General features: G+C 47.2%; 20 protein-coding genes. 14 read left to right on the top strand and 6 right to left on the bottom strand.

Going from position 1 to position 24,846, the window contains the following annotated elements:
* Positions 1-137 precede the first annotated feature (137 nt).
* Genes tpx through BN102_RS05585 form a run of 4 tightly spaced genes read right to left on the bottom strand, consistent with a single transcriptional unit; the run spans position 138 to position 4,525 of the window.
* Positions 138-641, bottom strand: coding sequence for a thiol peroxidase (tpx, locus tag BN102_RS05600; protein WP_036787357.1), 504 nt, complete (start codon positions 639-641; stop codon positions 138-140).
* A 29-nt stretch (positions 642-670) separates the two neighbouring features.
* Positions 671-1,294: a DedA family protein gene (locus BN102_RS05595; RefSeq protein ID WP_019208122.1), complete on the bottom strand. Its 624-nt coding sequence runs from the start codon at positions 1,292-1,294 to the stop codon at positions 671-673.
* Between the two features lie 3 nt (positions 1,295-1,297).
* Positions 1,298-2,782, bottom strand: a complete 1,485-nt coding sequence (locus tag BN102_RS05590) for a tetratricopeptide repeat protein (RefSeq protein WP_019208121.1) — start codon at positions 2,780-2,782, stop codon at positions 1,298-1,300.
* A gap of 3 nt (positions 2,783-2,785) precedes the next feature.
* Entirely contained in the window at positions 2,786-4,525 is a 1,740-nt protein-coding gene (locus BN102_RS05585) for a glutamine--tRNA ligase/YqeY domain fusion protein (RefSeq protein ID WP_019208120.1), read from the bottom strand.
* A gap of 501 nt (positions 4,526-5,026) precedes the next feature.
* On the opposite strand from BN102_RS05585, the gene BN102_RS05580 reads away from it, so the two are divergent.
* The 6 genes from BN102_RS05580 to BN102_RS05555 all read left to right on the top strand — a co-directional run bounded on the left by BN102_RS05580 (position 5,027) and on the right by BN102_RS05555 (position 15,100).
* Positions 5,027-7,600, top strand: a complete 2,574-nt coding sequence (locus BN102_RS05580) for a DUF5686 and carboxypeptidase-like regulatory domain-containing protein (protein WP_019208119.1) — start codon at positions 5,027-5,029, stop codon at positions 7,598-7,600.
* 15 nt (positions 7,601-7,615) lie between these two features.
* Entirely contained in the window at positions 7,616-8,890 is a 1,275-nt protein-coding gene (locus BN102_RS05575; protein ID WP_019208118.1) for a replication-associated recombination protein A, read from the top strand.
* Between the two features lie 23 nt (positions 8,891-8,913).
* Positions 8,914-9,870: a D-2-hydroxyacid dehydrogenase gene (locus tag BN102_RS05570; protein WP_019208117.1), complete on the top strand. Its 957-nt coding sequence runs from the start codon at positions 8,914-8,916 to the stop codon at positions 9,868-9,870.
* Positions 9,871-10,317: 447 nt separating this feature from the next.
* A complete protein-coding gene (locus BN102_RS05565) occupies positions 10,318-10,521 on the top strand; it encodes a winged helix-turn-helix domain-containing protein (protein ID WP_019208116.1) in 204 nt (67 codons plus the stop codon).
* Positions 10,522-10,618: 97 nt separating this feature from the next.
* The gene (gene lepA, locus BN102_RS05560) at positions 10,619-12,400 is read left to right on the top strand and encodes a translation elongation factor 4 (RefSeq protein WP_019208115.1); all 1,782 of its coding nucleotides are present in this window, start codon (positions 10,619-10,621) and stop codon (positions 12,398-12,400) included.
* A 36-nt stretch (positions 12,401-12,436) separates the two neighbouring features.
* The gene (locus BN102_RS05555) at positions 12,437-15,100 is read left to right on the top strand and encodes a transglutaminase family protein (RefSeq protein ID WP_036787354.1); all 2,664 of its coding nucleotides are present in this window, start codon (positions 12,437-12,439) and stop codon (positions 15,098-15,100) included.
* A 126-nt stretch (positions 15,101-15,226) separates the two neighbouring features.
* On the opposite strand, the gene BN102_RS05550 is transcribed toward BN102_RS05555, so the two are convergent.
* Positions 15,227-15,988 carry a copper homeostasis protein CutC gene (locus BN102_RS05550; RefSeq protein WP_019208113.1) on the bottom strand — a complete coding sequence of 254 codons (762 nt, stop codon included), beginning with the start codon at positions 15,986-15,988 and terminating at the stop codon, positions 15,227-15,229.
* Between the two features lie 767 nt (positions 15,989-16,755).
* On the opposite strand from BN102_RS05550, the gene BN102_RS05540 reads away from it, so the two are divergent.
* From BN102_RS05540 to galE, 8 genes are all read left to right on the top strand, one after another.
* Positions 16,756-17,181 carry a SoxR reducing system RseC family protein gene (locus BN102_RS05540; protein WP_019208111.1) on the top strand — a complete coding sequence of 142 codons (426 nt, stop codon included), beginning with the start codon at positions 16,756-16,758 and terminating at the stop codon, positions 17,179-17,181.
* 18 nt (positions 17,182-17,199) lie between these two features.
* Positions 17,200-18,168 carry a Fe-S cluster domain-containing protein gene (locus tag BN102_RS05535; protein ID WP_051007713.1) on the top strand — a complete coding sequence of 323 codons (969 nt, stop codon included), beginning with the start codon at positions 17,200-17,202 and terminating at the stop codon, positions 18,166-18,168.
* A gap of 31 nt (positions 18,169-18,199) precedes the next feature.
* Complete coding sequence (gene rsxC / locus BN102_RS05530; RefSeq protein ID WP_036787351.1) at positions 18,200-19,537, top strand: electron transport complex subunit RsxC; 1,338 nt, start codon at positions 18,200-18,202, stop codon at positions 19,535-19,537.
* A gap of 7 nt (positions 19,538-19,544) precedes the next feature.
* A complete protein-coding gene (locus tag BN102_RS05525; protein WP_019208108.1) occupies positions 19,545-20,555 on the top strand; it encodes an RnfABCDGE type electron transport complex subunit D in 1,011 nt (336 codons plus the stop codon).
* The gene (locus BN102_RS05520; RefSeq protein ID WP_019208107.1) at positions 20,552-21,199 is read left to right on the top strand and encodes an RnfABCDGE type electron transport complex subunit G; all 648 of its coding nucleotides are present in this window, start codon (positions 20,552-20,554) and stop codon (positions 21,197-21,199) included. The genes BN102_RS05525 and BN102_RS05520 overlap by 4 nt, the downstream gene beginning before the upstream one ends.
* On the top strand, positions 21,196-21,780 hold the full coding sequence (gene rsxE, locus BN102_RS05515; RefSeq protein ID WP_019208106.1) for an electron transport complex subunit RsxE: 585 nt from the start codon (positions 21,196-21,198) through the stop codon (positions 21,778-21,780). Before BN102_RS05520 ends, rsxE begins: the two co-directional genes overlap by 4 nt.
* Before the next feature lie 24 nt (positions 21,781-21,804).
* Entirely contained in the window at positions 21,805-22,428 is a 624-nt protein-coding gene (locus BN102_RS05510; RefSeq protein ID WP_021311474.1) for an electron transport complex protein RnfA, read from the top strand.
* 152 nt (positions 22,429-22,580) lie between these two features.
* Complete coding sequence (gene galE / locus BN102_RS05505) at positions 22,581-23,615, top strand: UDP-glucose 4-epimerase GalE (RefSeq protein ID WP_019208104.1); 1,035 nt, start codon at positions 22,581-22,583, stop codon at positions 23,613-23,615.
* A gap of 325 nt (positions 23,616-23,940) precedes the next feature.
* Here the strand turns inward: galE and ispE are convergent, their stop codons facing one another.
* Positions 23,941-24,771, bottom strand: coding sequence for a 4-(cytidine 5'-diphospho)-2-C-methyl-D-erythritol kinase (gene ispE / locus BN102_RS05500; RefSeq protein ID WP_019208103.1), 831 nt, complete (start codon positions 24,769-24,771; stop codon positions 23,941-23,943).
* Positions 24,772-24,846 lie beyond the last annotated feature (75 nt).

The raw sequence follows: 24,846 nt of genomic DNA, 5'->3' as shown, positions 1-24,846 counted from the left end.
CCGTGTACCGGAAGTAACTTTCGCCCGCCGCGAGTCCCGAAAAGAATCTCCGACGGGCAGTGTTGCCTGTCATTATGTTATGAAATCAATGATTTTTCGAACTGGTCCCTGCTGCGGGTGATAACACACACGCCCCTTTATCTTATCACATTCAATGCCGCTTCGTAGTTCGGTTCGTCGACTATATCGGCGACCAATTCGGTGTAAATTACCTTCCCGGACGGATCGATGATAACGACGGAACGAGCCAACAATCCTTTCAACGGGCCGTCGCTCATCAATAATCCGTACGTTTGGGCGAAGTCGGAATCATACAGGTAATCCGAAAGCGGGATGACCTGTTCGATGCCTTCGGTCGTACAAAAGCGGCTTTGTGCGAAAGGGAGGTCCTTCGAGATGCAGAGAACCAACGTATTCGGCAGGGTTGCCGCTACTTGATTGAACTTGCGGACAGATGCGGCGCAAACGGTAGTGTCCAAGCTGGGGAAGAGATTCAAAATAAGATTTTTACCTTTTCCGTCCTTCAGCGAAAAGCGACTTAAATCGCCTTTTACCAATGAAAAATTGGGAGCAATCGCTCCTACTTGTACGAACTCGCCGAGCAGATTGACCGGCATTCCTTTGAACATTGTTTTCGACATAACGATATCTTTTAAGGTTTGAATATTTCTTATTTTTTTCCCTTATATGTAAGATACACGACGATAGCCACGCCAACGGCGATAAAACCGTAGCCTATTTGATGACTGTATCGCGTCACGACATCTAACAATTGATCTTCGGGAACGACGGATTCCAAATAATAGCCGATGATCGCTAAGATGGAATTCCAGATTCCTGCCCCCAAGACGGTATAGACGATGAAAGTATGCAGTTTCATCTTGGCTAAACCGGCAGGAATGGAAATCAATTGGCGGATGGCGGGGATTAATCTTCCGATGAACGTCGATAGGGCCCCGTGATTGTCGAAATACGTTTCCGCATTCCGAACTTTCTGTACATCGATTAAACAAACGTGTCCCAACCGACTGTTGGCAAATTTATATACGAGGGGTCTGCCTAAGTAATAGGCGATGGTATAATTAATCAGGGCGCCGATGGTAGCGCCGATGGTCCCGAAGACGATGATGAGTACCACATGTAGCTCGCCCGTTGCAGCAGCCTTGTAAGCTGCCGGCGGGATAACGATTTCCGACGGGAAGGGGATAAACGAACTTTCGATGGTCATTAAGATCGTAACGGTCCAATAGTTCAGGTGGTCCAAACACCATTGTATGAAAGCGACTGATTCCATAAGTTAATTTTCTGCTTCGAATTTCGATACATCGATCTCTCCTGTGCTAATTTCTCTTTTTACGTTTGCGATAGAATCTTTGAACAGGGTGTCGTTCATCGGATCGTCGTCGGTTCCCAACTTCTCGTAGATTTCCGGCGCATACTTTCTCAATAAGGTTAAATAGCGAACAGTACCCGCATAATTCTTTCGGCAGAAGTAGCAGTAGGCGAGGAACAAATAACAGCTTTTGTCTCTGTCCGAATATTTTTCTTCAATCTGTTGGAAATACGTGATAGCTAGATCCAGATCTTTGGCGTCCAAACAAGAAGTGGCGATCTGAAGCCATATCATATACTCCGTATCGTCATCTTCGGCCTCTATTAAGCTTCGGGCCTTGCCGAAAGAACGCATGGCTTCCGGTTTCCTTGCCATGAGGAGGTACAGGAATCCTTCCGTAACATAAAACGTGATTGTTTCAGCATCCATTTCTATGGCCTTCGTAAGGTATGCCATCCCTTTCGAGGGCTGGCCGAGATGGCCGTAGGCATTGGCCATGTCCTGGTATGCCAGTGCCGAGATATATTGGTTGGAGTTCGGATGACGGATGATTTTCATGCTGTACTCGATGGCTTTGTGGTAGTCTTGAAGTTCGAGGTATATTTTGGTTATGTAGCTCCATGCCTTTTCCTTGTTTACGCTGGCTTCCTCGAAGCGTTTGTATGTTTCCAGAGCCGCTTGGATATCGCCTGCTTCCAGAAAGCATCCTCCTTTCAGTTCGAGTACCGTCGCATCCTTATCGTTGATTGCTAATGCATAGTCTAACGTCTCTTCGGCTTCGGGGTATCGTTCGTCTCTCATATAGCATTTGGCTAACCCGATCCAATAGGCTAAAGAATAAGGATGTTTGTCGATCAGTTTTTTGAATAATTCGATCGCTTGCGGAATATTGTCGAAGTTGAAGTAGTAATTGCATAGCATTTCGATCAGCTCGTCGTTCTTATCGAGCTCATAGCCGTGATCTCGGATTGTTTTCAACCACTTTTTGGCGTATGCCTTATTCCCTTGGTCCGCATAAGCATTCACAATGTCGGCCAGCACTTCCGAGGAATACGCTTCGTCTTCGGCTAACTTTTGAAAGATCTGATCGCATTCTTCCCATCGCTCTTCCTGAGCCAGCAATTCTACCTGAAGGAATCTGACCTCCCGATCATTTTGATCGGTGATTTTGGCTAAAAAGCGATAAGCCTTTTCCAAATCATCGTTCGACGCTGCGGATCTGGAAAGGAAGATCAAAACGTCGGCGTCGTCAGGATGGACCTTTAAAGCCGTATTGATGACTTGTTCCGCTTCCTTGATCCGATCATTTTCGAGATAATATTCAGCTATATCGACAAATTCATCAGCTTCCAAATAAACCGATGATTTGTTTTCCACACTTTGTTCGTATGCGTGTAATATTTCTCTGAAAGGAGTATTTTCAAATTGTGAAGAGGTATCGTAATTCATGGGTTATTTGTTAATTTTGCTCCAAGTATCCTTCAATGAAACGGTGCGATTGAAAATCAAGTGATCCGGAGTAGAATCTTTATCGACGTTGAAGTATCCGATGCGTTGGAACTGCAAATAATCTAAAGGCTTGGCTCTCGACAAGTATTTCTCGACATAACAGCGAGTGAGAATATGCAGCGAGTCGGGGTTGATCATTTGTTTCATGGCCGTCAACGCATCGCATTGCTGCGCTTCCCGAATAGCTTCTAATTCATCCCGCGGGTTTTCTACATTCCAAAGCCTATCGTAAAGACGGACTTCTGCAGAGAGACAGTGTGCACAGCTTACCCAGTGAAGCGTTCCCTTGACTTTGCGGTTGCTGCCCGGCATTCCTGTTTTGGTGTCGGGGTCGTATTCGGCATAGATTTCTGTAATATAGCCTTGCTCATCTTTTTTGCAGCCTGTACACTTAATGATATATCCGTTTTTCAGGCGGACTTCCTGCCCCGGAGTGATTCGGAAAAATTTCTTCGGAGCAACTTCCATGAAATCGTCCCGTTCTATCCACAGTTCGCGACTGAATTCAATGAGGTGCGAATCTGAATTCGGATCCTCCGGATTGTCGATGGCTTCCATCTCTTCTACTTTTTCTTCCGGATAATTGGTTATGATCAGCTTTATGGGATTCAAAACCGCCGAAACTCTCGTAGAACGGGTGTTCAGATCCTCTCGGACGGCGCTTTCCAACAAAGCGAAATCATTTAACGCGTCATATGTGGTATAACCGATCTTATTGATGAAGTTACAAATTGATTCGGGAGAGTAGCCGCGACGGCGGAAGGCGCAGATCGTCGGCATACGGGGGTCATCCCATCCGTTGACCAAATGTTCTTTCACAAGGATCAACAGATTGCGCTTGCTCATTAAGGTATAGTTCAGGTTCAGTTTGTTGAACTCGTATTGGCGGGGACGATGATCCTGGAGATCTTCGTCGTCTTTTACCCAGTCGACGAACAAGTCGTAAAGCGGACGGTGGGGAACGAACTCCAAAGTACAGAGAGAATGGGTAACTCCTTCGAAATAGTCACTTTGTCCATGAGCGAAATCATACATCGGATAGGCTTTCCACTTATCGCCCGTGCGGTGATGCGGCGTCTTTACTACCCTGTATAGGATAGGGTCGCGGAAATGCATGTTCGGACTGGTCATATCTATTTTAGCGCGAAGCACCATCTTTCCTTCTTCGATTTCTCCGGTATTCATTTTTTGAAAAAGATCCAAACTCTCTTCCAGAGGACGGTTTCTGTATGGACTCTCCACGCCGGGTTGGGTAGGCGTACCTTTTTGTGCTGCGATTTGTTCCGATGTCTGTTCGTCGATATAAGCCTTGCCTTGTTTGATTAAACGGATGGCAAAGTCCCACAACTGCTGGAAATAGTCGGAGGCATAATATTCTCGTTCCCATTTGAAGCCTAACCATTTGATATCCTCTTTGATCGCATCGACGTATTCCATATCCTCTTTGGTCGGGTTCGTATCGTCGAAGCGAAGATTGCACACGCCACCGTATTGTTTGGCTATTCCAAAGTCCAAACATATTGCTTTTGCATGGCCGATATGTAGGTACCCGTTCGGTTCGGGAGGAAATCGGGTCTGTATTCTCCCGTCGTTCTTTCCTTCCTGTAAGTCTTTCTCAACAGCTTGTTCAATGAAATTCAAACTTTTCTTTTCAGAAGCCTCCATATTTTTTGTAGCGTCCATATCTAACTTATAAATTGATGTAGTCTGCAAAAGTACGCATAAATTTTAATTTATACCTTACAAGGACTCTGCGAAATTTGTTGGTATCGAATGCTCTGTCTGGCGTTTTCGATAAAAACCTTTGTTTTAGAAAACTTTTTTATAGTTTTGTAACCGGAATATATAAAGAAAGATTCTTTTTAAGATATTTTACCTGGATTCGTTGAAAAACATAAAAATATGTTGTAAGACATGTAATTTAATTTGGCGGATACTAAAAAAGGGTTCATATTTGCAATGTTATCCTGAAAACAATCTTTTTACCTTAAAAAACTAATACCTATTGAAAGCCTAAAAAGAGAGCTTTGTGAAAAGCTCTCTTTTTTTGTAAGAGAAAATCTGCAATGCGGTTAGTTGGGATAAATGTTCCGAAAGGAAGTTTTGTCATTTTATTAGTTTTATTAGCTATTTTATTGTAACAGAAATACTAACTTTGCAAGCTGGATAAGCGTATACTGTTAGATGAAGAATTTTTATATCAAACTCTATATACTGATTTTACTTTTATTATATTCCGTCCCTTTTGTGGCGCAAAATATTCAAGGAGTTGTGCGGGATTCTACAACGAATGAACCGTTGGCCTATATTGCCGTTTTCTATGACGGTAGAGGCGTGGGGAGTATTACCGACGCTGATGGCCGTTACACTGTGGAGACTCGAAAGGGGTGGAACCGATTGACTTTCTCCGCCGTAGGGTATACGACGAAAGAGGTCAATATTATTCCTGGAGTGACCAGAACGATGGACGTAAAACTTATTCCGAATAATATCATGCTGGATGAAGTGCTGGTCAAGCCGAAGCGCCAGAAGTATTCCCGAAAAAATAATCCGGCTGTCGAGCTGATGAAGAAAGTCATAGAAAGCAAAAAACAGCATAAGCTGGAACAGAACGATTATTATCAATACCATCGTTATCAAAAAATAACCTTATCCTTGAACGAAGTAACTCCCGAGATGTTAGACAAAGGGATGTACAAGAAGATGCCTTTCCTCAAGGAGCAGATCGAACGCTGTGAAGAAACGGGCAAGTTCATCCTGCCGTTGTCGGTCGACGAAACCGTTTCGCAAAAGATTTATCGTAAGCATCCGAAGTCGGAAAAGAATTTGATCAAAGGCATCAACTCCAACGGTATCAACGATTTGTTCGCAACGGGCGATATGTTGAATACCGCCTTGAAAGATATATTTACTGACGTCGATATCTATGAAGACGATATTCGATTGCTGCAATATCCGTTTATAAGTCCGATATCGAGTAAAGATGCCATTTCTTTTTACAAGTATTATATCATGGATACCGTGAAGGTTGAAAACGATCGATGTTTTCATCTGACTTTCGTTCCTAATAATTCTCAGGATTTCGGTTTTACGGGACATCTGTACGTATTAGCCGATTCTTCTTATTCGGTGAGGCGGTGTTTGTTGAATCTTCCTAAGAAATCAGGCGTGAACTTTGTAGATCACTTGAGTATTGTCCAAGACTTTGGAGAATTGCCCAACGGAGATCGCGTGTTGATTCAAGACGATATGATTGTCGAGATGAAGATCGTGAAATTTGCCCAAGGTTTTCAGGTTCGACGGATAACCCGTTACGCGGATTTCGCCTTCGATCCTTTATCGGATAAGCTGTTCAAAATAAAAGGAGCTGAGATCAAAGAAACGAATGCCATGATGCGTGACGAAAACTTTTGGAATGAATATCGCCAGGTTAAGCTTTCCGAGCCAGAAAGTTCTATGGATTTGCTGGTAAAACGGATGGAACAGCTACCGGGTTTTAAATACATCATCTTCGGCTTAAAGGCACTGATAGAGAATTTTGTCGAAACAGGTTCTAAGGCACATCCCAGCAAAGTCGATATCGGTCCCGTGAATACGATGATATCCAGCAACTTTATCGACGGCTTGCGGCTTCGTTTCAGCGCTCAATCCACAGCCAACCTCAATCCGCATCTATTCTTTAAAGGATATTATGCTTACGGTTTTCGCGATAACCGTTCCAAGTACATGGGCGAGGTAGAATATTCGTTTCTGAAGCGAGAATATCTGCCCCGCGAATTCCCTAAAAACTCCATCACGTTCAATTACACTTACGATGTAATGGCTCCTACCGATAAATTTCTAAAGACGGACAAGGACAATGTGTTTACTTCGTTGAAAACCACGCCGGTAGATCAGATGAATTATGTTCGGAATATATCTTTGAAATACGAGTATGAAACTTATTTCGGACTGAAAACGCAAATAGCGATCAAGCATAGCACGGAAGAGCCGACGGGCAGTTTGGCTTATCTCAAGAACGACGGCAACGGAACGGCAGTGCCGAAGATAAAGACGATGGAGACTTCGCTCCTGTTCCGGTATGCTCCCGGAGAGACGTATGTCAATACCAAGCAACGCCGTTTGCCCATCTCGTTCGATGCTCCCGTGTTTACGGTCTCGCACACGCTCGGCCTGAAAGGATTGTGGGGCGGCGATTACGATTATAATATGACGGAAGTGGGTGTATATAAACGTTTCTGGTTCTCGTCGTGGGGTAAGATCGATTTGTTTGTCAAAGGAGGCGCGCAGTGGAACAAGGTTCCCTTTCCGCTGCTGATTATGCCTGCCGCTAACCTCTCGTATATCTTGCAAAGGGAGACTTTCAACCTGATTAATAATATGGAATTCTTGAACGATCGTTACGCCTCTCTGGATGTATCGTGGGATATGAACGGAAAGATCTTTAACCGCATCCCACTGCTGAAGCGGTTGAAGTGGCGCGAATTGATAGGGCTCAAGATCTTGTACGGATCGTTATCGGATAAAAATAACCCGCAAAAGAATCCGGGTGATGCCGCTCTTTTCTTATTTCCGACGAGGAACGGGGAGACGACCAGCTTCGTCATGGATGCTAAGAAACCCTATATGGAATGTTCGATAGGCATTCATAATATCTTTAAATTAGTTCATATCGAATATGTACGTCGTCTTACCTATTGGGATCATCCCGGCGTCCATAAATGGGGGATCCGGTTTATGGTGATGATGTCATTTTAACAGAGGAGGAAGAGTATGTCTGAACCTTTAGCGGAACGAATGCGTCCGAAGACGCTCGACGAGTATGTCGGTCAGCAACACCTCGTAGGGCCGGGGGCCGTATTGCGTAAAATGATCGAGAGCGGCCGTATCGCTTCATTCATCTTGTGGGGGCCTCCCGGAGTCGGGAAGACGACGCTGGCGAAAATCATTGCGAACCGGTTGGAAACACCCTTTTACATCTTGAGTGCGATCGCTTCCGGCGTGAAAGATGTCCGGGAGGTCATAGACAAGGCTAAGCGGAATCCATTCTTCTCGCAAACCAGCCCCATCTTGTTCATCGATGAGATTCACCGCTTCAGCAAATCCCAACAGGATTCGCTCTTGGGAGCGGTGGAAACGGGAACCATCACTCTGATCGGCGCCACCACGGAGAATCCTTCGTTCGAAGTCATTCGCCCGCTATTATCCCGTTGTCAGGTGTATGTATTGAAATCTCTGGAGAAAGCAGATTTGTTGGAGTTGCTGCATCGGGCCATCACGCAGGATTTTATCTTAAAGGCCAAGCATATCGACTTGAAGGAAACCGATTCGCTGTTGAGGTACTCGGGCGGGGATGCTCGGAAGCTGCTCAATATTTTAGAGTTAGTGGTCGAAGCGGAGGCAGATGCCGAAACGATCGTCATCACGGATCAGAAAGTCTCCGAACGGCTGCAACAGCATCCGCTGGCTTATGATAAGGGCGGGGAGATGCATTACGATATCGTCTCGGCCTTTATCAAATCTATTCGAGGCAGCGATCCCGACGCAGCCTTGTATTGGCTGGCCCGAATGATCGAGGGGGGCGAAGACCCTGCCTTCATAGCGCGTCGGCTGGTGATCTCGGCTTCGGAAGATATCGGTTTGGCCAATCCCAACGCATTGCTCCTGGCCAATGCGGCATTCGATGCGGTGATGAAGATCGGTTGGCCGGAAGGACGGATCCCCCTGGCCGAGGCCACCGTTTATTTGGCAACGAGCCCCAAGAGCAATTCCGCTTATCGGGGGATAGAGTCGGCCCAGCAACTGGCGGAAGAGGAAGGAAACCGGCCGGTACCTTTGCATTTGAGAAATGCTCCGACCGCCTTGATGAAGCAATTGGGTTACGGCGAAGCGTATAAATACGCCCACGATTACGAAGATCATTTTGTCGTCCAACAGTTTTTACCCGACGGATTGGAGCATAAGCGCCTGTGGTTTGCACAGGAAAACGCGCAGGAGAACAAAATGAAAGAACAAATGATCAAATGGTGGGGAGATCGGTTTAAATAATTCATATATTCCATATTAAGAAGATGAAAATAGTAGTTTTGGATGGTTACGGATTGAATCCCGGAGACCTCGCTTGGGACGAGATGGGAAAGTTAGGTAGTCTGACCGTATACGATCGGACTTCTTCCGGCGAACTGCTTCTTCGTGCGGCCGGTGCAGAAGCGCTTATTACGAATAAAACAGCCATTGACGCCGAGGCTATGGCCAAGCTCCCGGCCCTGAAGTATATCGGAGTTTTGGCTACGGGATACAATATCGTCGATGTCGACGCGGCCCGAAAGCGCGGTATCGTCGTGACGAATATCCCGGCGTACAGTACCCGCTCCGTAGCACAGACAGTCTTCGCCCACCTGCTGAATATCACCAACGACGTAGCCCATTATGCGAGCGAAAACCGCAACGGCCGTTGGGCGAACAGTTCCGATTTCTGCTATTGGGATACGGCCCTGACCGAGCTGGCAGGTAAGAAGATGGGGATTGCGGGGATGGGGAACATCGGAACCGCCGTTGCCCGCATCGCCCTGGCTTTCGGCATGGAGGTGTACGCCCAGACCTCGAAGCCGCAGGAGAAATTGCCTGCCGGCATTCGGAAGTCGCAATGGAATGAGTTACTTCGAACCTGCGATATCATTAGCTTGCATTGCCCGTTAACGCCTGATACGAAGGAAATGATCAATGCCCAAACCTTAGCCCTGATGAAGCCGACGGCTATCCTGATCAATACGGGACGCGGCCCGCTCGTTCAGGAACAGGATTTGGCAGACGCGTTGAACAGCGGCGTCATTGCAGCGGCGGGGCTGGATGTCCTATCGTCCGAACCTCCACAGAAAGACAACCCTTTGCTTACCGCCAGGAACTGTTACATTACGCCTCACATCGCATGGGCTACGAAAGAGGCGAGGACACGGCTGATGAGCATGGCGGTAGCCAACCTGAAGGGCTATATGCGCGCCGAGATCATAAACAACGTAGCCAAGTAAGGCAGCTAAGCCCCTTGAAACGAAGAGTCACATTCGTTTGGTTTATCAGAGAGTAAAAACACGCTGCGTAGAGAATTAAAATTGTCTACGCAGAGAATTAAAATTGTGTGCGTAGGGAATTAAAATTGTGTGCGCAGAGAATTTAAACAGTCTGCGCAGGGAATAAAATTGAAATAAGCTACGTCTCTCTTTTTCTCTATACACCCTCAGAGCGTGTCGCCGGTTTGTCGACGCGCCCTGTTCCTTTCCGTTTGGTCGATGGGCGGAATCGGGTTACGGGGCCTCCTGGCCCGTTGCATACATGAAGTGTTTTTTAATAATACGGCTAAGATTTTTTCGATTTATTGTGCTGAATGACATGAGATTTGCCTATCTTTGTCGCCGAAAAGATCTCGCATTCGTACTGAGAGCGAATGCATAAAAAGTTTAATTTTAAAGTAAAAGTAAATGTTAACAGAAAAAGCAGGTACGTTGGCAGGTATGATCTGGAACGCACTGAACGAAACGGAAGGATTGACTCTTAAGCAGCTTAAGAAAGCTACGGGGCTTCGCTCGGAGAAAGACCTGTATTTGGGTTTGGGCTGGTTGTTAAGAGAAGGCAAGGTCGAAACTTCTGAAGCAGAAGCTGACATCTTTGTCAAATTGGTTTGAGGGATTAGTGATCTGATAAAAAATGCGTTGACACGTCCGTTTTGTATGTTGTCGACGCGTTTTTTTTATATCTTTGCCCATAGATAATGCCATTGAAATGAAAAATATTCGCAATTTCTGCATCATAGCCCATATCGATCACGGTAAATCGACGCTGGCAGACCGTTTGCTGGAATATACCCACACCATTGAAGTCACGGAAGGCCAGATGCTCGATAACATGGATCTGGAACGCGAACGCGGGATCACCATCAAGAGCCACGCTATTCAGATGGAATATCTCTTCCGCGACGAGAAGTATATCCTCAACCTCATCGATACCCCCGGGCATGTGGATTTTTCGTACGAGGTCTCGCGCTCGATAGCCGCGTGCGAAGGCGCTTTGCTCGTGGTCGACGCTACACAGGGCGTACAGGCGCAGACCATTTCGAACCTTTACATGGCGATCGAACACGACCTCGAGATCGTTCCCGTCATTAACAAGTGCGATATGGAAAACGCGATGCCCGACGAGGTGGAAGACGAGATCATCGAACTGATAGGTTGCCGGCGGAACGATATTATCCGCGCTTCGGGCAAGACGGGGATGGGTGTGGACGACATACTTCGCGCCATCGTGGAACGAATTCCGCACCCTGTGGGAGATGAAAACGCTCCGCTGCAGGCACTGATCTTCGATTCCGTCTTTAACTCGTTCCGTGGCATCATCGCTTATTACAAGGTGGTGAACGGCGTCATCCGGCAGGGCGATAGTGTGAAATTCTTCAATACGGGAAAAGAATACGATGCCGACGAGGTCGGTATCCTGAAGATGGATCTCGTTCCCCGCAAAGAACTCAGAACCGGTGATGTGGGATATATCATTTCGGGAATCAAAGCTTCGACGGAAGTCAGGGTAGGCGATACGGTGACGCACGTCGACCGCCCTTGCAAAGAAGCTATTTCCGGATTCGAAGAGGTCAAGCCCATGGTTTTTGCCGGCGTATATCCCATCGAACCGGAAGATTATGAAAACCTCCGCGCCTCCTTGGAAAAACTACAACTGAACGATGCGTCGTTGACTTTTCAGCCGGAATCCTCGGTGGCTTTGGGTTTCGGCTTCCGTTGCGGCTTTTTGGGCTTGCTCCACATGGAAATCGTACAAGAACGGTTGGATCGCGAATTCAACATGGACGTGATCACGACCGTGCCGAACGTTTCGTACAGGATCTATGACAAACAGGGGCACATGACCGAAGTTCACAACCCCGGCGGCATGCCCGATCCGACCTTGATCGAACGGATCGAAGAACCTTATATCGACGCTTCCGTCATTACTTCTACGAAATTTATCGGCCCCATCATGACGCTTTGTCTGGGCAAGCGAGGAGAGCTGGTCAAGCAGACTTACGTGTCGGGCGATCGCGTAGAGATTCGGTATGATATGCCGCTGGCGGAGATCGTAATCGATTTCTACGATAAATTGAAGAGCATTTCTAAGGGATATGCCTCGTTCGATTACCATCCCGCCGGATATCGTTCGTCGAAATTGGTAAAGTTGGACATCCTGCTGAACGGCGAATCGGTAGACGCCCTCTCTACGCTGACCCATGTAGATAATGCTTACGATTTAGGTCGGCGGATGTGCGAGAAACTTAAAGATTTGATTCCCCGACAGCAGTTCGATATTGCCATTCAAGCGGCCATCGGCGCAAAGATCATCGCGCGGGAAACGGTCAAGCAAGTCCGCAAGGATGTCACGGCCAAGTGTTACGGAGGCGACGTCAGTCGCAAGCGTAAATTGCTTGAAAAACAAAAGCGAGGAAAAAAGCGCATGAAACAGATCGGAAACGTCGAGGTTCCGCAAAAAGCGTTCTTAGCCGTGCTGAAAATAGATTGATCGTTGAATGTGAGTAACCCCATAAATCTGATAGAAATGAAAACAAAATGGTCTTTTTCTTTACTTTTTGCGTTGGTGCTCGGACTCTCTTCCTGCACAGATCGTCTGATCGGCGATGCGGAAGAACGTGAAACCGTTCGACAGGATTTTGCCGCCCGGAAAACCGCATTGAATAACGAGGCATTGTTTCAGGTCTTCGAACAAGATTTGAGCTCCAGGGAACGAGAAGCGTTGACTTTTCTATACGCTTATATGCCCCTGGGTGATATGGCGGATCATGATGGGAATTATTTCGTGGAGAATGTGAACATCGCCTTTAAAGCGAAAAAAGAGATGCCGTGGGGGAAGGATATTCCGGAACGCGAGTTCCGCCATTTCGTTCTTCCCGTGCGCGTGAATAATGAGGACTTGGACGATTCGCGTAAACTCTTTTATGAAGAACTGAAAGATCGGGTGAAGGGATTGTCGCTGTACGATGCGGTGCTGGAGGTGAATCACTGGTGTCACGAGAAAGTGGTCTATACACCTTCCGACTCTCGCACAAGTTCCCCTTTGGCCTCGGTCAGGACCGCTTACGGGCGTTGCGGAGAAGAATCCACTTTCACCGTCGCCGCCTTGCGTGCCGTATGCATACCGGCCCGTCAGGTCTACACCCCTCGATGGGCGCATACCGACGATAATCACGCTTGGGTCGAAGCGTGGGTAAACGGGAAATGGTATTTCTTCGGCGCTTGCGAACCGGAACCGGTGCTCGACCTGGGATGGTTCAACACCCCGGCTTCTCGCGGTATGTTGATGCATACGAAAGCGTTCGGACGATATAAAGGGCCGGAGGAAGTCATGAAGATGACGCCCACCTACACCGAGATCAATGTGATCGACAATTACGCTCCTACAGCCAAGGCCGAAGTCTCGGTGGTCGATACGAAGGGAAGACCGGTCGCCGACGCAACGGTTGAGTTCAAATTGTATAATTACGCCGAATTCTATTCGGTAGCCAAGAAACAAACCGATAAGGACGGGAAAACGTTTTTGACGGCCGGAAAGGGAGATATGCTCGTATGGGCTTCGAAAAACGGAGCATTCGGCTATTCGAAGTTTTCGTTCGGCAAAGATCGTCGGATCACCGTCGCACTCGATCGACAGGTGGGGAAGATCGAACCGGCGACGGTCGAATTCGATATGATTCCTCCGCCGGAGAAACCGAACGTTCCGGAAGTTACCGAAGCACAACGTGCGGAAAACAACGTACGCCTGAACAAGGAAGATTCCATCCGCAACGCGTATGTGGCTACCTTTCTGACAGAGGCCGACGCTCGGGAGTTCGCCCGAAAGAACGGTTTGGACGAAGACGCCGTTTCGCGGATTCTGGTCGCTTCTCGCGGCAATCATGGAGTGCTCTGCAATTTCATGTCCAGACTTCATGCTGCCGATTCTAAAAGGGGAGGCGTCAATTTGTTGCAACAGATCTCCTCGAAAGATTTGAGAGATGTGAAACTGGATGTGCTCATCGACCACATGATGTCGCATTATCGGATAAAGAATGCAGATTATTATCGGCGTTATGTACGTAATCCCCGTATTAGCAATGAACTTTTAACCCCTTATCAACTTTACTTCGACAAACATGTCCCTGCCGACGACCAAAAGGCTTTCCAGGAAGATCCGATGAAGTTGGTGGAATGGGTAACCGAGCATATCCGAATCGATTCGGGTTGCAATTTGGGAGGAGCGCCCATTTCGCCCGTCGGCGTTTGGAAAACGAGAGTTGCCGATGAACATAGTCGCGATATCTTCTTCGTCGCTCTGTCGCGAGCCATGGGAATTCCGGCTCGCATCGATCAGGTAACGGGTAAGGTGCAATGGATCGAGGACGATGCCGTACTCGATATTACATTCGGACAGCAAGCGCAGGTACAGCAGCCTAAAGGATGGCTTTCGGCAGATTATCGACCGGTCTCTTATCTGAAGAATCCGAAGTATTACAACCATTTTACTATTTCCAAACTGACGGATAAGGGAACGTTGCGACTTTTGTCGTACGACGAAGGAGATTCTGGCATGGAAGAGGGGACGGGCTATGACAGTCTGTTGCGGAAAGGCACCCCGCTGGATGTCGGCGACTATGTGCTGGTAACCGGAACTCGATTGGCCAACGGAGGTGTGTTGACGCATTTGACTTTCTTTACCGTCCGACCGTCGGAGAAAACGACCGTCGACTTGGTAATGCGCGATGCGCAGGATGAAGTGAAAGTGATAGGTAATTTTGATTCGGAATCTTTATATCGAACTCCCGACCAATCCACCAAGTCCGTTCTCTCGACTACGGGGCGGGGCTATTTCATCGTCGGGATATTGGGCGTAGGGCAGGAGCCCACCAATCATGCCATGAAAGATATAGCGGCGCTGTCCGCCGAATTCGAAAAGTGGGGACGGAAGCTTGTGTTGTTGTTCCCGAACGAAGAGCAGTATCGAAGGTTCGACGCCTCCGATTTTGAAGGATTGCCTGCTACTATCGCATATGGAATCGACGCGGACGGAGCGATTCGAAAGCAAATCGTTGACGGAATGAAGTTGTCCGATGCCAACTCTTTGCCGATTTTCATTATTGCCGATACCTTTAATAGGGTAGTATTCGTATCGCAAGGCTATACTATCGGCTTGGGCGAACAGCTGATGAATATCATTCATCAGCTCTGAAGAAATTGTCGGATTATTCCGTGAAAGCTTCTGTAAGGTTCGAACAACAGTTACTTCCTTGCGGGAGCTTTCGCAGTTTCCGAACAGTCGGAACCGTTCTTGCGAGAAGCGGCACAGGCACTATACCTACGGGGTTCGAGTAAGAAGTGCCTGTAGTGCGGCTTCGACGAGGTACGGATCGGTCACATCCTGTCGATATTCGTCGATTCTCACGGTTCCTCCCATGGAGACATTCGGATTTCGGAAACGCATCCTGCTCTCCCGCGTGCTTCTGCCCGAAAAATGAAACTCGTTCGCTCCGGTTTTCTCCGCGATCTTACGGATGTTCAGCGGATTTATGCCGCATCCTGGCATGATGATGATGCGTTCGCCGGCCAACTCCACCAATTTTTTTAATAAAGGAATGCCCTCGACTGCGTTCGGCTGTTGTCCAGACGTCAGTATTCGTTGACATCCTAAAGAAATGATGTCGTTCAACGCTTTCCGGTAATTGCGGCATACGTCGAAGGCCCGATGGAAAGTCATGCTCAGTCCGTCCGACTTTTTCATGAGCCGCTCCATCGCTTTCATGTCGATATCTCCATCGGCGGTCAGACAGCCGAAGACTACTCCGTCGACGCCCAGTTCCTTTGCTTGTTCGATATCGTGGAGCATGATTTCCAATTCTGTGTTCGAATAGAGGAAGTCTCCGCCTCTCGGTCGGATGATGACGTGCAGTTTTGTTTGTCTCAATACGGAACGCGCCGTAAGTATTTCGCCAAACGATGGTGTGGTGCCACCTTCAGGAATACCCGCGCAGAGCTCTACCCGGCAAGCGCCTCCTGTTTGCGCGAGGACAGCGCTTTCTACGGAATTGGCGCATATTTCTATCCGATAGTCTTTTTTCATTTTTACTGATATATCATGCGAAGATAATTCAATAGGCGATACGATGCAAGATATTTTCCAATACTGATATAGATTCATTTGTGATAGCCATTATTTTAGGATCATCGGAAAAATAATGGAAGCATCGGAGAACATCTTTCCGTTGACGTCTGGAACCTCAACGATGAGGTTGCACGACCTCGATGGTGACGTCCAGGATACCTCCGACGGGGTGTTTATCCCGCTGTCGGCGTTTGGAGAGATTGCGCTAAAACATTCGTTTTGGCACAATCCCTTCCTTCAAGGAACTGCTCGCCTGATTCAAGACGGAAGTCTAATTGCTTTTTAAAGCTGCCACCCTTTGTAGGGAAGTTGTTACAGAGCGTCCGGCGGTCGGGGAATGATTTTTTTTCTTTGCAGGAAGCCGCTGTTCGTAACTCTTTCGATTCCCCCTCCTTTCTGAACGGATAGCAGTCGTCAAAAACTATTCTTCCGACTCAGGCGAGCCGTTTTGGAGGTGATCTGTTCTGTCAGGCTTTTATTTTGACATGCCTTCATTTAACCTCATCGGTTCTATTTTTATCTCAACGGATGTATTTCGGACGTCGCTGGATAGGATACCCCATGTAAACGACGGGATCTTTTAACTCGCCGGAGGGTTTATTATACCGACAGATCTCCCAAACAGATCCCAAAATGTTTGAAGCAAAGAAATATTCTTCATATCTTTTCAATAATTACAATTAATGTATTATTTTTGCTCAAGTTTGTAAAGTAGAGTTTGCAAAATGGGAGATGTGATAACACATACGGGTATAATTGACCATATAAACGGCCTTTGCATTCGGGTGAAGATCGTGCAGGCTTCGGCTTGCAGTGCGTGCAAGGCGCATACGCTGTGTAATGCATCGGATAGTAAGGAGAAGTTTGTCGATGTTTATGAAAAGCATGCAAATGAATATTACCTGGGAGAGCAAGTGATTCTTTACGGGACGACTGAGATGGGACTGAAAGCTGTTTTTCTGGGCTTCGGTTTGCCGTTCGTCATCCTGATGCTCGTATTGTTTTTAGCCATGTATTTCACCGATCAGAACGAAGGATTATCTGCTCTTATTGCACTATTGGCATTGATACCTTATTATATCGCTCTGTCGCTTTGCAAAAATAAATTGAGCAGAGAGTTTACTTTTTCTATAGGACGAATGAACAATTAATAAATAACTAACTAACTTATGAATGTAATTCTGATTGCAGCAATTTCATTAGGGGCAATTGGCTTGATTTCTGCGATGATTCTATATGTCGCTTCGAAGAAATTCGCTGTGTATGAAGATCCAAGAATCAGTCGGGTGGCGGCAGTACTTCCTCAGGCCAATTGTGGTGGTTGCGGTTATCCGGGTTGTGCCGGTTTTGCTAATGGTTGTGTAAAAGCGGCGGCCTCCGGATCGCTTGACGGCTTGTTTTGTACGGTCGGCGGAACTCCTGTCATGGAACAGGTTGCTTCCATTCTGGGCATGCAGGCAAAAACTGCCGAACCGCGAATTGCGGTGGTCCGTTGTAACGGTAGCTGTGAGAATCGGCCGCGTATTGCCCGATACGACGGGGTTCGTTCGTGTGCCATTGCTCATGCGACATCCGGCGGCGAAACGGGCTGTACGTATGGTTGTCTCGGTTGTGGTGATTGCGTGGATGCCTGTAAGTTCGACGCCATCCATATGAATCCCGAAACCGGCTTGCCCGAGGTGGTCGAGGACAAGTGTGTGGCCTGCGGAGCCTGTGCCAAAGCCTGTCCGCGTCATATCATCGAAATGCGTCTGAAGGGTATCAGAGGACGCAGAATGATTGTCGAATGCGTCAACAAAGATAAAGGACCTGTCGTAAACAAAGCTTGTGCGGTAGGTTGTATCGCCTGCGGTAAATGTTTTAAGGTATGCGAGTTCGGCGCTATCACTATTGAAAATAACTTATCGTACATCGATGCGGAGAAGTGCAAGTTATGCCGCAAATGCGAAGATGTTTGTCCAAAACATACCATTCATGCCATTAACATGCCACCTCGCAAACCGAAGCCTACGGCTGTTCCAGAAACCCAAACCGTTGTCCGACCGGCCCAGATTATGGCGGCTGTCGTCGTCTCAAAGGCGGAAGATGCTCAATCTATTGTAACCCAACGGGAAATGACAAATCCCGAGGTTAATTAATCCGAATATAAAACAACTAAAAATAGTTAAAGTGAAGACATTTAAAATTGGTGGAGTTCATCCAGCAGCAAATAAATTGTCGGCAGGTAAAGCTATTGTCGAACTTACACTTCCCAAGCAAGCGATTATTCCTTTGTCGCAGCATATCGGTGCCCCTGCAAAGGCGATTGTTGACAAAGGTGACATCGTCAAGGTAGGGACAAGAATTGCTGAAGCGAACGGCTTCGTATCCGCGAATATATTCTCTTCGGTTTCGGGGAAGGTCAGGAAAATCGATACGGTTCCCGATGCAAGCGGTTACCCCAAGCCGGCCGTTTTTATCGATGTGGAAGGGGATGAATGGGAAGAATCTATTGACAAAACTATTACGCTCGTTAAAACGTGCGATCTGACCCCGGAAGAGATTATCGATAAGGTGAAGGCAGCCGGTGTCGTCGGTATGGGGGGGGCGACTTTCCCTACCCATGTAAAGCTCATGCCTCCTCCGGACTCGAAACCGGATTATGTCATTATCAACGGGGTCGAATGCGAACCTTATCTGACCGCCGATCATCGGTTGATGTTGGAGAAAGCCGACGAAATTTTAGTTGGAACGACTATCCTGATGAAGGCGGCGAAAGTGGCGAAAGGATATATTGCTATCGAGAGCAACAAGCCGGACGCCATTGGTTTGTTAACCGAGAAAGCCGAGGAATATTCGGGTATAGAAGTCGTTCCGCTGAAAGTGAAATATCCTCAAGGGGGTGAGAAGCAATTGATCGATGCAGTGATCCGTCGACAGGTACCTGCTCCTCCTGCATTGCCCGTTTCCGTCGGAGCTATTATACAGAACGTAGGCACTACTTTCGCTGTGTACGAAGCGGTCCAGAAGAACAAGCCTTTGTTCGAACGCGTTGTGACGGTGACGGGCAAGTCTTTGGCCGATCCTTCGAACTTCCTCACCCGTATCGGTACGCCGATGAGTCAGTTGATCGAAGCTGCCGGTGGCGTGCCTGAGGATACGGGAAAAATAATTAGCGGAGGACCGATGATGGGCAAGGCTGTCGTAACCGACGAGGTGCCCGTTACAAAAGGAAGTTCCGGCATCTTATTGATAAGAGAAAAAGAATCGAGACGCGCTCAGGAAGAGCCCTGTATTCGCTGCGCGAAATGTGTTTCTGTCTGTCCGATGGGGCTCGAACCCTATTTGTTGGCCACTTTATCGGCCTATAAGAATTGGGAGCGTGTGGAAAAAGAATGTGTAATGTCATGCATAGAATGCGGTTCATGTCAATTTACATGTCCATCTCATCGCTACTTGCTGGATTATATTCGTATGGGGAAGGACACAGTAGGAGGGATTATTCGTGCGCGTAATACTAAAATGTAATTGAGTTATGGCTAATAAACTAACCTTATCGTTGTCGCCTCATGTGCATAATAACGACAGTGTACAGAAAAACATGTACGGCGTGCTTATAGCGTTGATCCCCGCTTTTTGGGCTTCGCTTCTCATCTTCGGCATAGGAGCGTTGGTCGTTACCTTAACGTCGGTGGTAGCCTGTGTGTTTTTCGAATGGGCTATAACGAAGTATATCTTGAAAAGAGAACGTACGACCGTCACTGACGGTTCGGCCATTCTAACAGGCGTATTGTTGGCGTTCAACCTACCGTCTAATCTGCCTGTCTGGATTATTGTCATAGGTGCTCTCGCCGCTATTGGAATCGGGAAGATGACTTTTGGCGGTTTAGGGTGTAATCCTTTGAATCCCGCTTTGGTAGGGCGTGTGTTCTTATTGATTTCTTTTCCCGTGCAGATGACTTCCTGGCCGCGACCCGGTCAGTGGGTTGCCTATTTGAATGCAGAGACAGGAGCCACTCCATTGGCACTCATGAAGCAGGCTATCAAGGCTCACGACCCTTCCGTCTTGAAAGAGTTGCCGGGCAGTCTCGGTTTGTTGATCGGCCTGCCGGAGAATTATCAGTCGGGCGTAGGTTCTTTGGGCGAGATCTGCGGCGTAGCCTTGCTGTTAGGTTTTGCATATTTGTTGTGGAGAAAGATCATTAGTTGGCATATTCCGGTAGCTATTTTCGTTACGGTATTTGTGTTCTCTGGCTTGATGAATCTGTATGACCCTTCCGCCTTTGCCGCTCCTTGGTATCATTTGTTTACCGGTGGTTTGATGTTGGGCGCCATTTTTATGGCGACCGATTACGTTACGTCGCCGATGACGCATAAGGGGATGCTGATTTACGGAGTCGGCATCGGTTTCCTGACAGTCTTGATTCGGTTGTTCGGCGCATACCCTGAAGGTATGTCGTTTGCCATTCTTATTATGAATGTATTTACACCGTTGATTAATACGTATTGCAAACCTAAAAGATTTGGGGAGGTACTAAAGAAATGAAAAAGCTTGAATCATCATTGAGGAATATGATTCTCTCGTTGAGCCTGATAGCAGCTATCGTCACTGCACTGCTCGCCTATGTGAATCAGTTGACGGCCGGACCGATTGCGGAAGCGAATAAAAAAGCCTTGAACGATGCCTTGCACGAAGTGTTAGTAGAAGGTTCGACGGTGGAAGAACCGAAAGAAGTGGAAGTGAACGGGGAAGCCTATAAAATCTATAAGGCGAATAAAGACGGAGCCTTTGTCGGCGCCGCCATAGAATCGGCTGCAAACGGTTTCGGAGGGACGCTCAAAGTGCTCGTCGGTTTCGATAAGGAGGGGAATGTGCTGAACTATTCCATTTTGGAATCGAGCGAAACGCCCGGACTCGGCTCAAAGGCCGATAAGTGGTTTAAGAAAGAGGGAAAGGGAGACATCACGGGGATGAATCCCGGCAAACAACTCCTGAGCGTTACGAAGGACGGCGGTAGCGTGGATGCCATTACAGCATCGACTATCACTTCGCGCGCCTTTCTCCACGCAATCAACAACGCTTATGCCGCATACAGCGGGCAAGCCGTCGATACGAATAGCGGAGCGAGCGAGCAGGCCGACAAATCAGCCAAAGTTTCAACAATTAATGAAGAAAGGAGCAGACTATGACTCATTTAAAAATATTTCTGAACGGACTTATCAACGAGAATCCGATCTTCGTTCTCCTATTGGGGATGTGTCCTACGTTGGGAACGACCTCTTCAGCCTTGAACGGTATGGGAATGGGAGTCGCTACTATGTTTGTCTTGATCTTTTCGAACATATCGATTTCCGCTTTGAAGAATTTCGTCCCGGATTTGGTGCGCATTCCTGCTTACGTGGTGATCATTGCTACCCTGGTCACCTTGCTTCAGATGTTCATGCAGGCTTATGTTCCCAGTTTGTACAAAACGCTGGGTATATTCATCCCTTTGATTGTGGTGAACTGTGTCTTGCTTGGCCGTGCGGAAGCCTTCGCTTCCAAGCATGATCCGGCATCGTCTTTTTTCGACGGTTTAGGTATCGGACTCGGCTTTACCATCGCTTTGACCTTGTTGGGTGCTATTCGTGAGTTTTTAGGTACGGGAAAGGTCTTCGATGTGGTTATCATGCCTGAGCATTACGGCATGCTGGTCTTCGTACTGGCCCCCGGCGCTTTTATCGCCTTGGGCTATCTGATTGCGATTGTTAATAAATTAAGAAAGGCATAAGTCTGATCAAAAAACAAGAAAGATATGGCATACATATTAATATTCTTTACGGCTATCTTTGTGAACAACGTGGTGTTTTCACAATTCTTGGGTATTTGTCCGTTTTTAGGTGTATCGAAGAAGGTTCAGACAGCCACGGGCATGTCGGCCGCTGTAGTGTTCGTCCTCACCATTTCCACCATCGTCACTTATCTGTTGCAGAAGTACGTGCTCGATAAATTCGGTCTCGGTTATCTTCAGACCATCGCTTTCATCTTGGTGATTGCGTCATTGGTACAGATGGTCGAGATCGTATTGAAAAAGGTTTCTCCTTCCCTGTATCAGGCGTTAGGCGTTTATCTTCCTTTGATTACAACAAACTGTTGTATTCTGGGCGTGGCTATCCTTGTTGCCAACGGTACATTCAATGCGCAAGGGTTGGAGCATCATTTATTGACAGGTGTGGTTTACGCTGTCTCGACGGCTATCGGTTACGGCTTGGCGTTGATCTTGTTTGCGGCTATTCGCGAACAGTTGTCGTTGGTCAACATTCCGAAAGGTATGCAAGGAATGTCGATCGCCCTGATCACGGCAGGTTTAATGGCTATGGCCTTTATGGGCTTTTCTGGAGTGGATAAAGGGTTGGCTTCGTTATTCGGTTTGGATTGAACAAGCGAAACTTATGATTTGAATGAAAGATTCGGTTTCTCGTGATTTATTTTTATAAATAAAGGGAGAAATATTCTTTTTTGTTGCAAATTTGGTTTACATTTGTGTCATGAAAAAAGAAATTGTTCTTTATAAATCTATTTATCGACATCATGAAGAAAAGGATATTAGTAACGGGCGGAACCGGATATATCGGTTCGCATACGGCGGTTGAACTGCAGGAGAGCGGCTACGAGGTGGTTATCGTAGATAATCTTTCCAATTCTACAGCCGACACAGTCGATCATATTGAAAAAATAACGGGCATTCGTCCTTGTTTTGAAGAAGTGGATTGTTTGGATTTCGATGCGCTGGATCGTGTCTTTACCAAGTACGAAAGTATCGAAGGAATTATTCATTTTGCGGCCAGCAAAGCAGTAGGCGAATCGGTAGAAAAACCGTTGAAGTATTATCGAAACAATATTGTATCATTGATCAATTTGCTCGATCTGATGCCTAAGTATGGGGTAAAAGGGATGATCTTCTCTTCTTCATGTACCGTTTACGGACAGCCGGACGTATTACCGGTTACCGAGGAAGCTCCGATAAAGAAAGCGGAGTCTCCCTACGGAAATACGAAACAGATCAACGAAGAAATTATTTGCGATACTGTAGCATCGGGCGCTTCGATCAAGGCGATTCTCCTTCGTTATTTTAATCCGATAGGCGCTCATCCGACAGCTTTGATCGGCGAACTTCCCAACGGCGTACCTCAGAATTTATTGCCCTATCTTACGCAGACGGCTATAGGGCTGCGGAGAGAATTGAGCGTTTTCGGAGATGATTATCCGACCCCTGACGGTTCCTGCATTCGCGATTATATTTACGTGGTCGATTTGGCGAAGGCACATGTCATCGGCATGCATCGTATGCTGGAAGACAGGCAGACGAAGCCCGTCGAAGTTTTCAATATCGGTACGGGGTGCGGATTGTCCGTACTCGAGCTGATTCGTAAATTCGAAACAGCTACGGGCGTCGAAGTACCTTACAAAATTGTTGGTCGTCGCCCCGGAGATATTGTGAAAGTGTGGGCCGATCCCGCGAAGGCGAATACTGTATTGGGATGGCGAGCCGATACTTCTGTAGAAGATACGCTCCGCTCCGCTTGGAATTGGCAGAAGAAACTGCGCGAAAGAGGAATACAATAGATATAAATTAGGTTGTGGAGCTTATATATAAAGAAAATATGCAACCTGAAACTTCTTTTTCCATGTGAATGGAGGAATAGCAAGTAAGTGAAGTCCTCAAACTTCGACAGGGAACATAGTAGTTTTGTCGTGTTTTATTTTTGTGTTTGTAGGTAGTCCCTTGACGTGAGTCGAGGGACTATTAGCGTTTTGCCAAAGGTATAAAGTCGAGGATATCATCTCTTTGGAGCGTTCCTCAAGCTTCTTTTTCTTTGTCGTGAAAGCTTTGGGAGGTTTCACAAAGGAGAACGTTCGTGGAGTCTTTGCAATGTGACGCTGCAGTATGTCAGATCAATAGTTCCCGTTGCCGGCAGAAACAGCCGACGAATTTCTCGTCCACGAAAGGAATCTGTTCTTTAAAAAGTCCGTATACCGAAGAGCCGGAGCCCGACATGGATGCGTAAATGGCTCCCATATCATACAACTTGTCCTTGATGGCGAGAATGTGTGGATGGCGAGGGAACACCAACTGTTCGAAATCGTTGGTCAACAGCTCTTTCCATGCTTCCACCGGTTGGCCGATCGCTTCTTTCAACGGAATTTCCGGTTTATGAGGCGTGATAGCGGTATAGGCTTCTCGGGTGGAAACGGTATCTTCGGGCTTGACGAGCACCAGGAAATAATCTTTCAGGGAGACAGCAATAGGCTCGAAGATGTTTCCGACGCCGGTAGCAAGGGCCGGTTGATTCTGGATGAAGAATGCACAGTCGGCACCTATACGGGCTGCATATTCTTCCATCTTCTCCGTAGAAATATTCAAAGAAAAGCGTTCGTTTAGCATCTTGATCATGAAAGCTGCATCCGACGAACCGCCGCCTAAGCCCGCACCGCATGGGATGTGTTTGAATAAGTGAATATGGACGGCTGGAATGTGGGGATAATCCTCTTTGATGAGCTGCCATGCTTTCACTACAGAATTTTCGTCGGGACTTTCCTCAATAGCGGCTCCGCGCTGATAAAAAGAATAAGGCGATTCGGTTTGTTGCGACAGACTGACTTCCAGTGCATCTTGCAGAGGAATGGGGTAGAAGACGGTTTCGATATTGTGATAACTGTCGGGACGTTTCTCCGTCACATGAAGTCCCAAATTGATTTTAGCATTCGGAAAAGTAATCATACGCCGTTTCTTTTCGTTTTAAATAGGACAAATATAAGCAGAAAGTTTTTAAAGACCTCCGCTTTATGAGAGATT

The sequence above is a fragment of the Phocaeicola abscessus CCUG 55929 genome (genome assembly GCF_000312445.1).
Classification (GTDB): Bacteria; Bacteroidota; Bacteroidia; order Bacteroidales; family Bacteroidaceae; genus Phocaeicola; species Phocaeicola abscessus.
The sequence above is the reverse complement of the archived record's forward strand: the minus strand, read 5'-3'. Positions and strand labels throughout refer to the sequence as shown.

Coding starts and splice junctions, on each gene's coding strand:
- tpx (WP_036787357.1), bottom strand. CDS start 641: ATGTCGAAAACAATGTTCAAAGGAATGCCGGTCAATCTGCTCGGCGAG.
- BN102_RS05595 (WP_019208122.1), bottom strand. CDS start 1,294: ATGGAATCAGTCGCTTTCATACAATGGTGTTTGGACCACCTGAACTAT.
- BN102_RS05590 (WP_019208121.1), bottom strand. CDS start 2,782: ATGAATTACGATACCTCTTCACAATTTGAAAATACTCCTTTCAGAGAA.
- BN102_RS05585 (WP_019208120.1), bottom strand. CDS start 4,525: ATGGACGCTACAAAAAATATGGAGGCTTCTGAAAAGAAAAGTTTGAAT.
- BN102_RS05580 (WP_019208119.1), top strand. CDS start 5,027: ATGAAGAATTTTTATATCAAACTCTATATACTGATTTTACTTTTATTA.
- BN102_RS05575 (WP_019208118.1), top strand. CDS start 7,616: ATGTCTGAACCTTTAGCGGAACGAATGCGTCCGAAGACGCTCGACGAG.
- BN102_RS05570 (WP_019208117.1), top strand. CDS start 8,914: ATGAAAATAGTAGTTTTGGATGGTTACGGATTGAATCCCGGAGACCTC.
- BN102_RS05565 (WP_019208116.1), top strand. CDS start 10,318: ATGTTAACAGAAAAAGCAGGTACGTTGGCAGGTATGATCTGGAACGCA.
- lepA (WP_019208115.1), top strand. CDS start 10,619: ATGAAAAATATTCGCAATTTCTGCATCATAGCCCATATCGATCACGGT.
- BN102_RS05555 (WP_036787354.1), top strand. CDS start 12,437: ATGAAAACAAAATGGTCTTTTTCTTTACTTTTTGCGTTGGTGCTCGGA.
- BN102_RS05550 (WP_019208113.1), bottom strand. CDS start 15,988: ATGAAAAAAGACTATCGGATAGAAATATGCGCCAATTCCGTAGAAAGC.
- BN102_RS05540 (WP_019208111.1), top strand. CDS start 16,756: ATGGGAGATGTGATAACACATACGGGTATAATTGACCATATAAACGGC.
- BN102_RS05535 (WP_051007713.1), top strand. CDS start 17,200: ATGAATGTAATTCTGATTGCAGCAATTTCATTAGGGGCAATTGGCTTG.
- BN102_RS05525 (WP_019208108.1), top strand. CDS start 19,545: ATGGCTAATAAACTAACCTTATCGTTGTCGCCTCATGTGCATAATAAC.
- BN102_RS05520 (WP_019208107.1), top strand. CDS start 20,552: ATGAAAAAGCTTGAATCATCATTGAGGAATATGATTCTCTCGTTGAGC.
- rsxE (WP_019208106.1), top strand. CDS start 21,196: ATGACTCATTTAAAAATATTTCTGAACGGACTTATCAACGAGAATCCG.
- BN102_RS05510 (WP_021311474.1), top strand. CDS start 21,805: ATGGCATACATATTAATATTCTTTACGGCTATCTTTGTGAACAACGTG.
- galE (WP_019208104.1), top strand. CDS start 22,581: ATGAAGAAAAGGATATTAGTAACGGGCGGAACCGGATATATCGGTTCG.
- ispE (WP_019208103.1), bottom strand. CDS start 24,771: ATGATTACTTTTCCGAATGCTAAAATCAATTTGGGACTTCATGTGACG.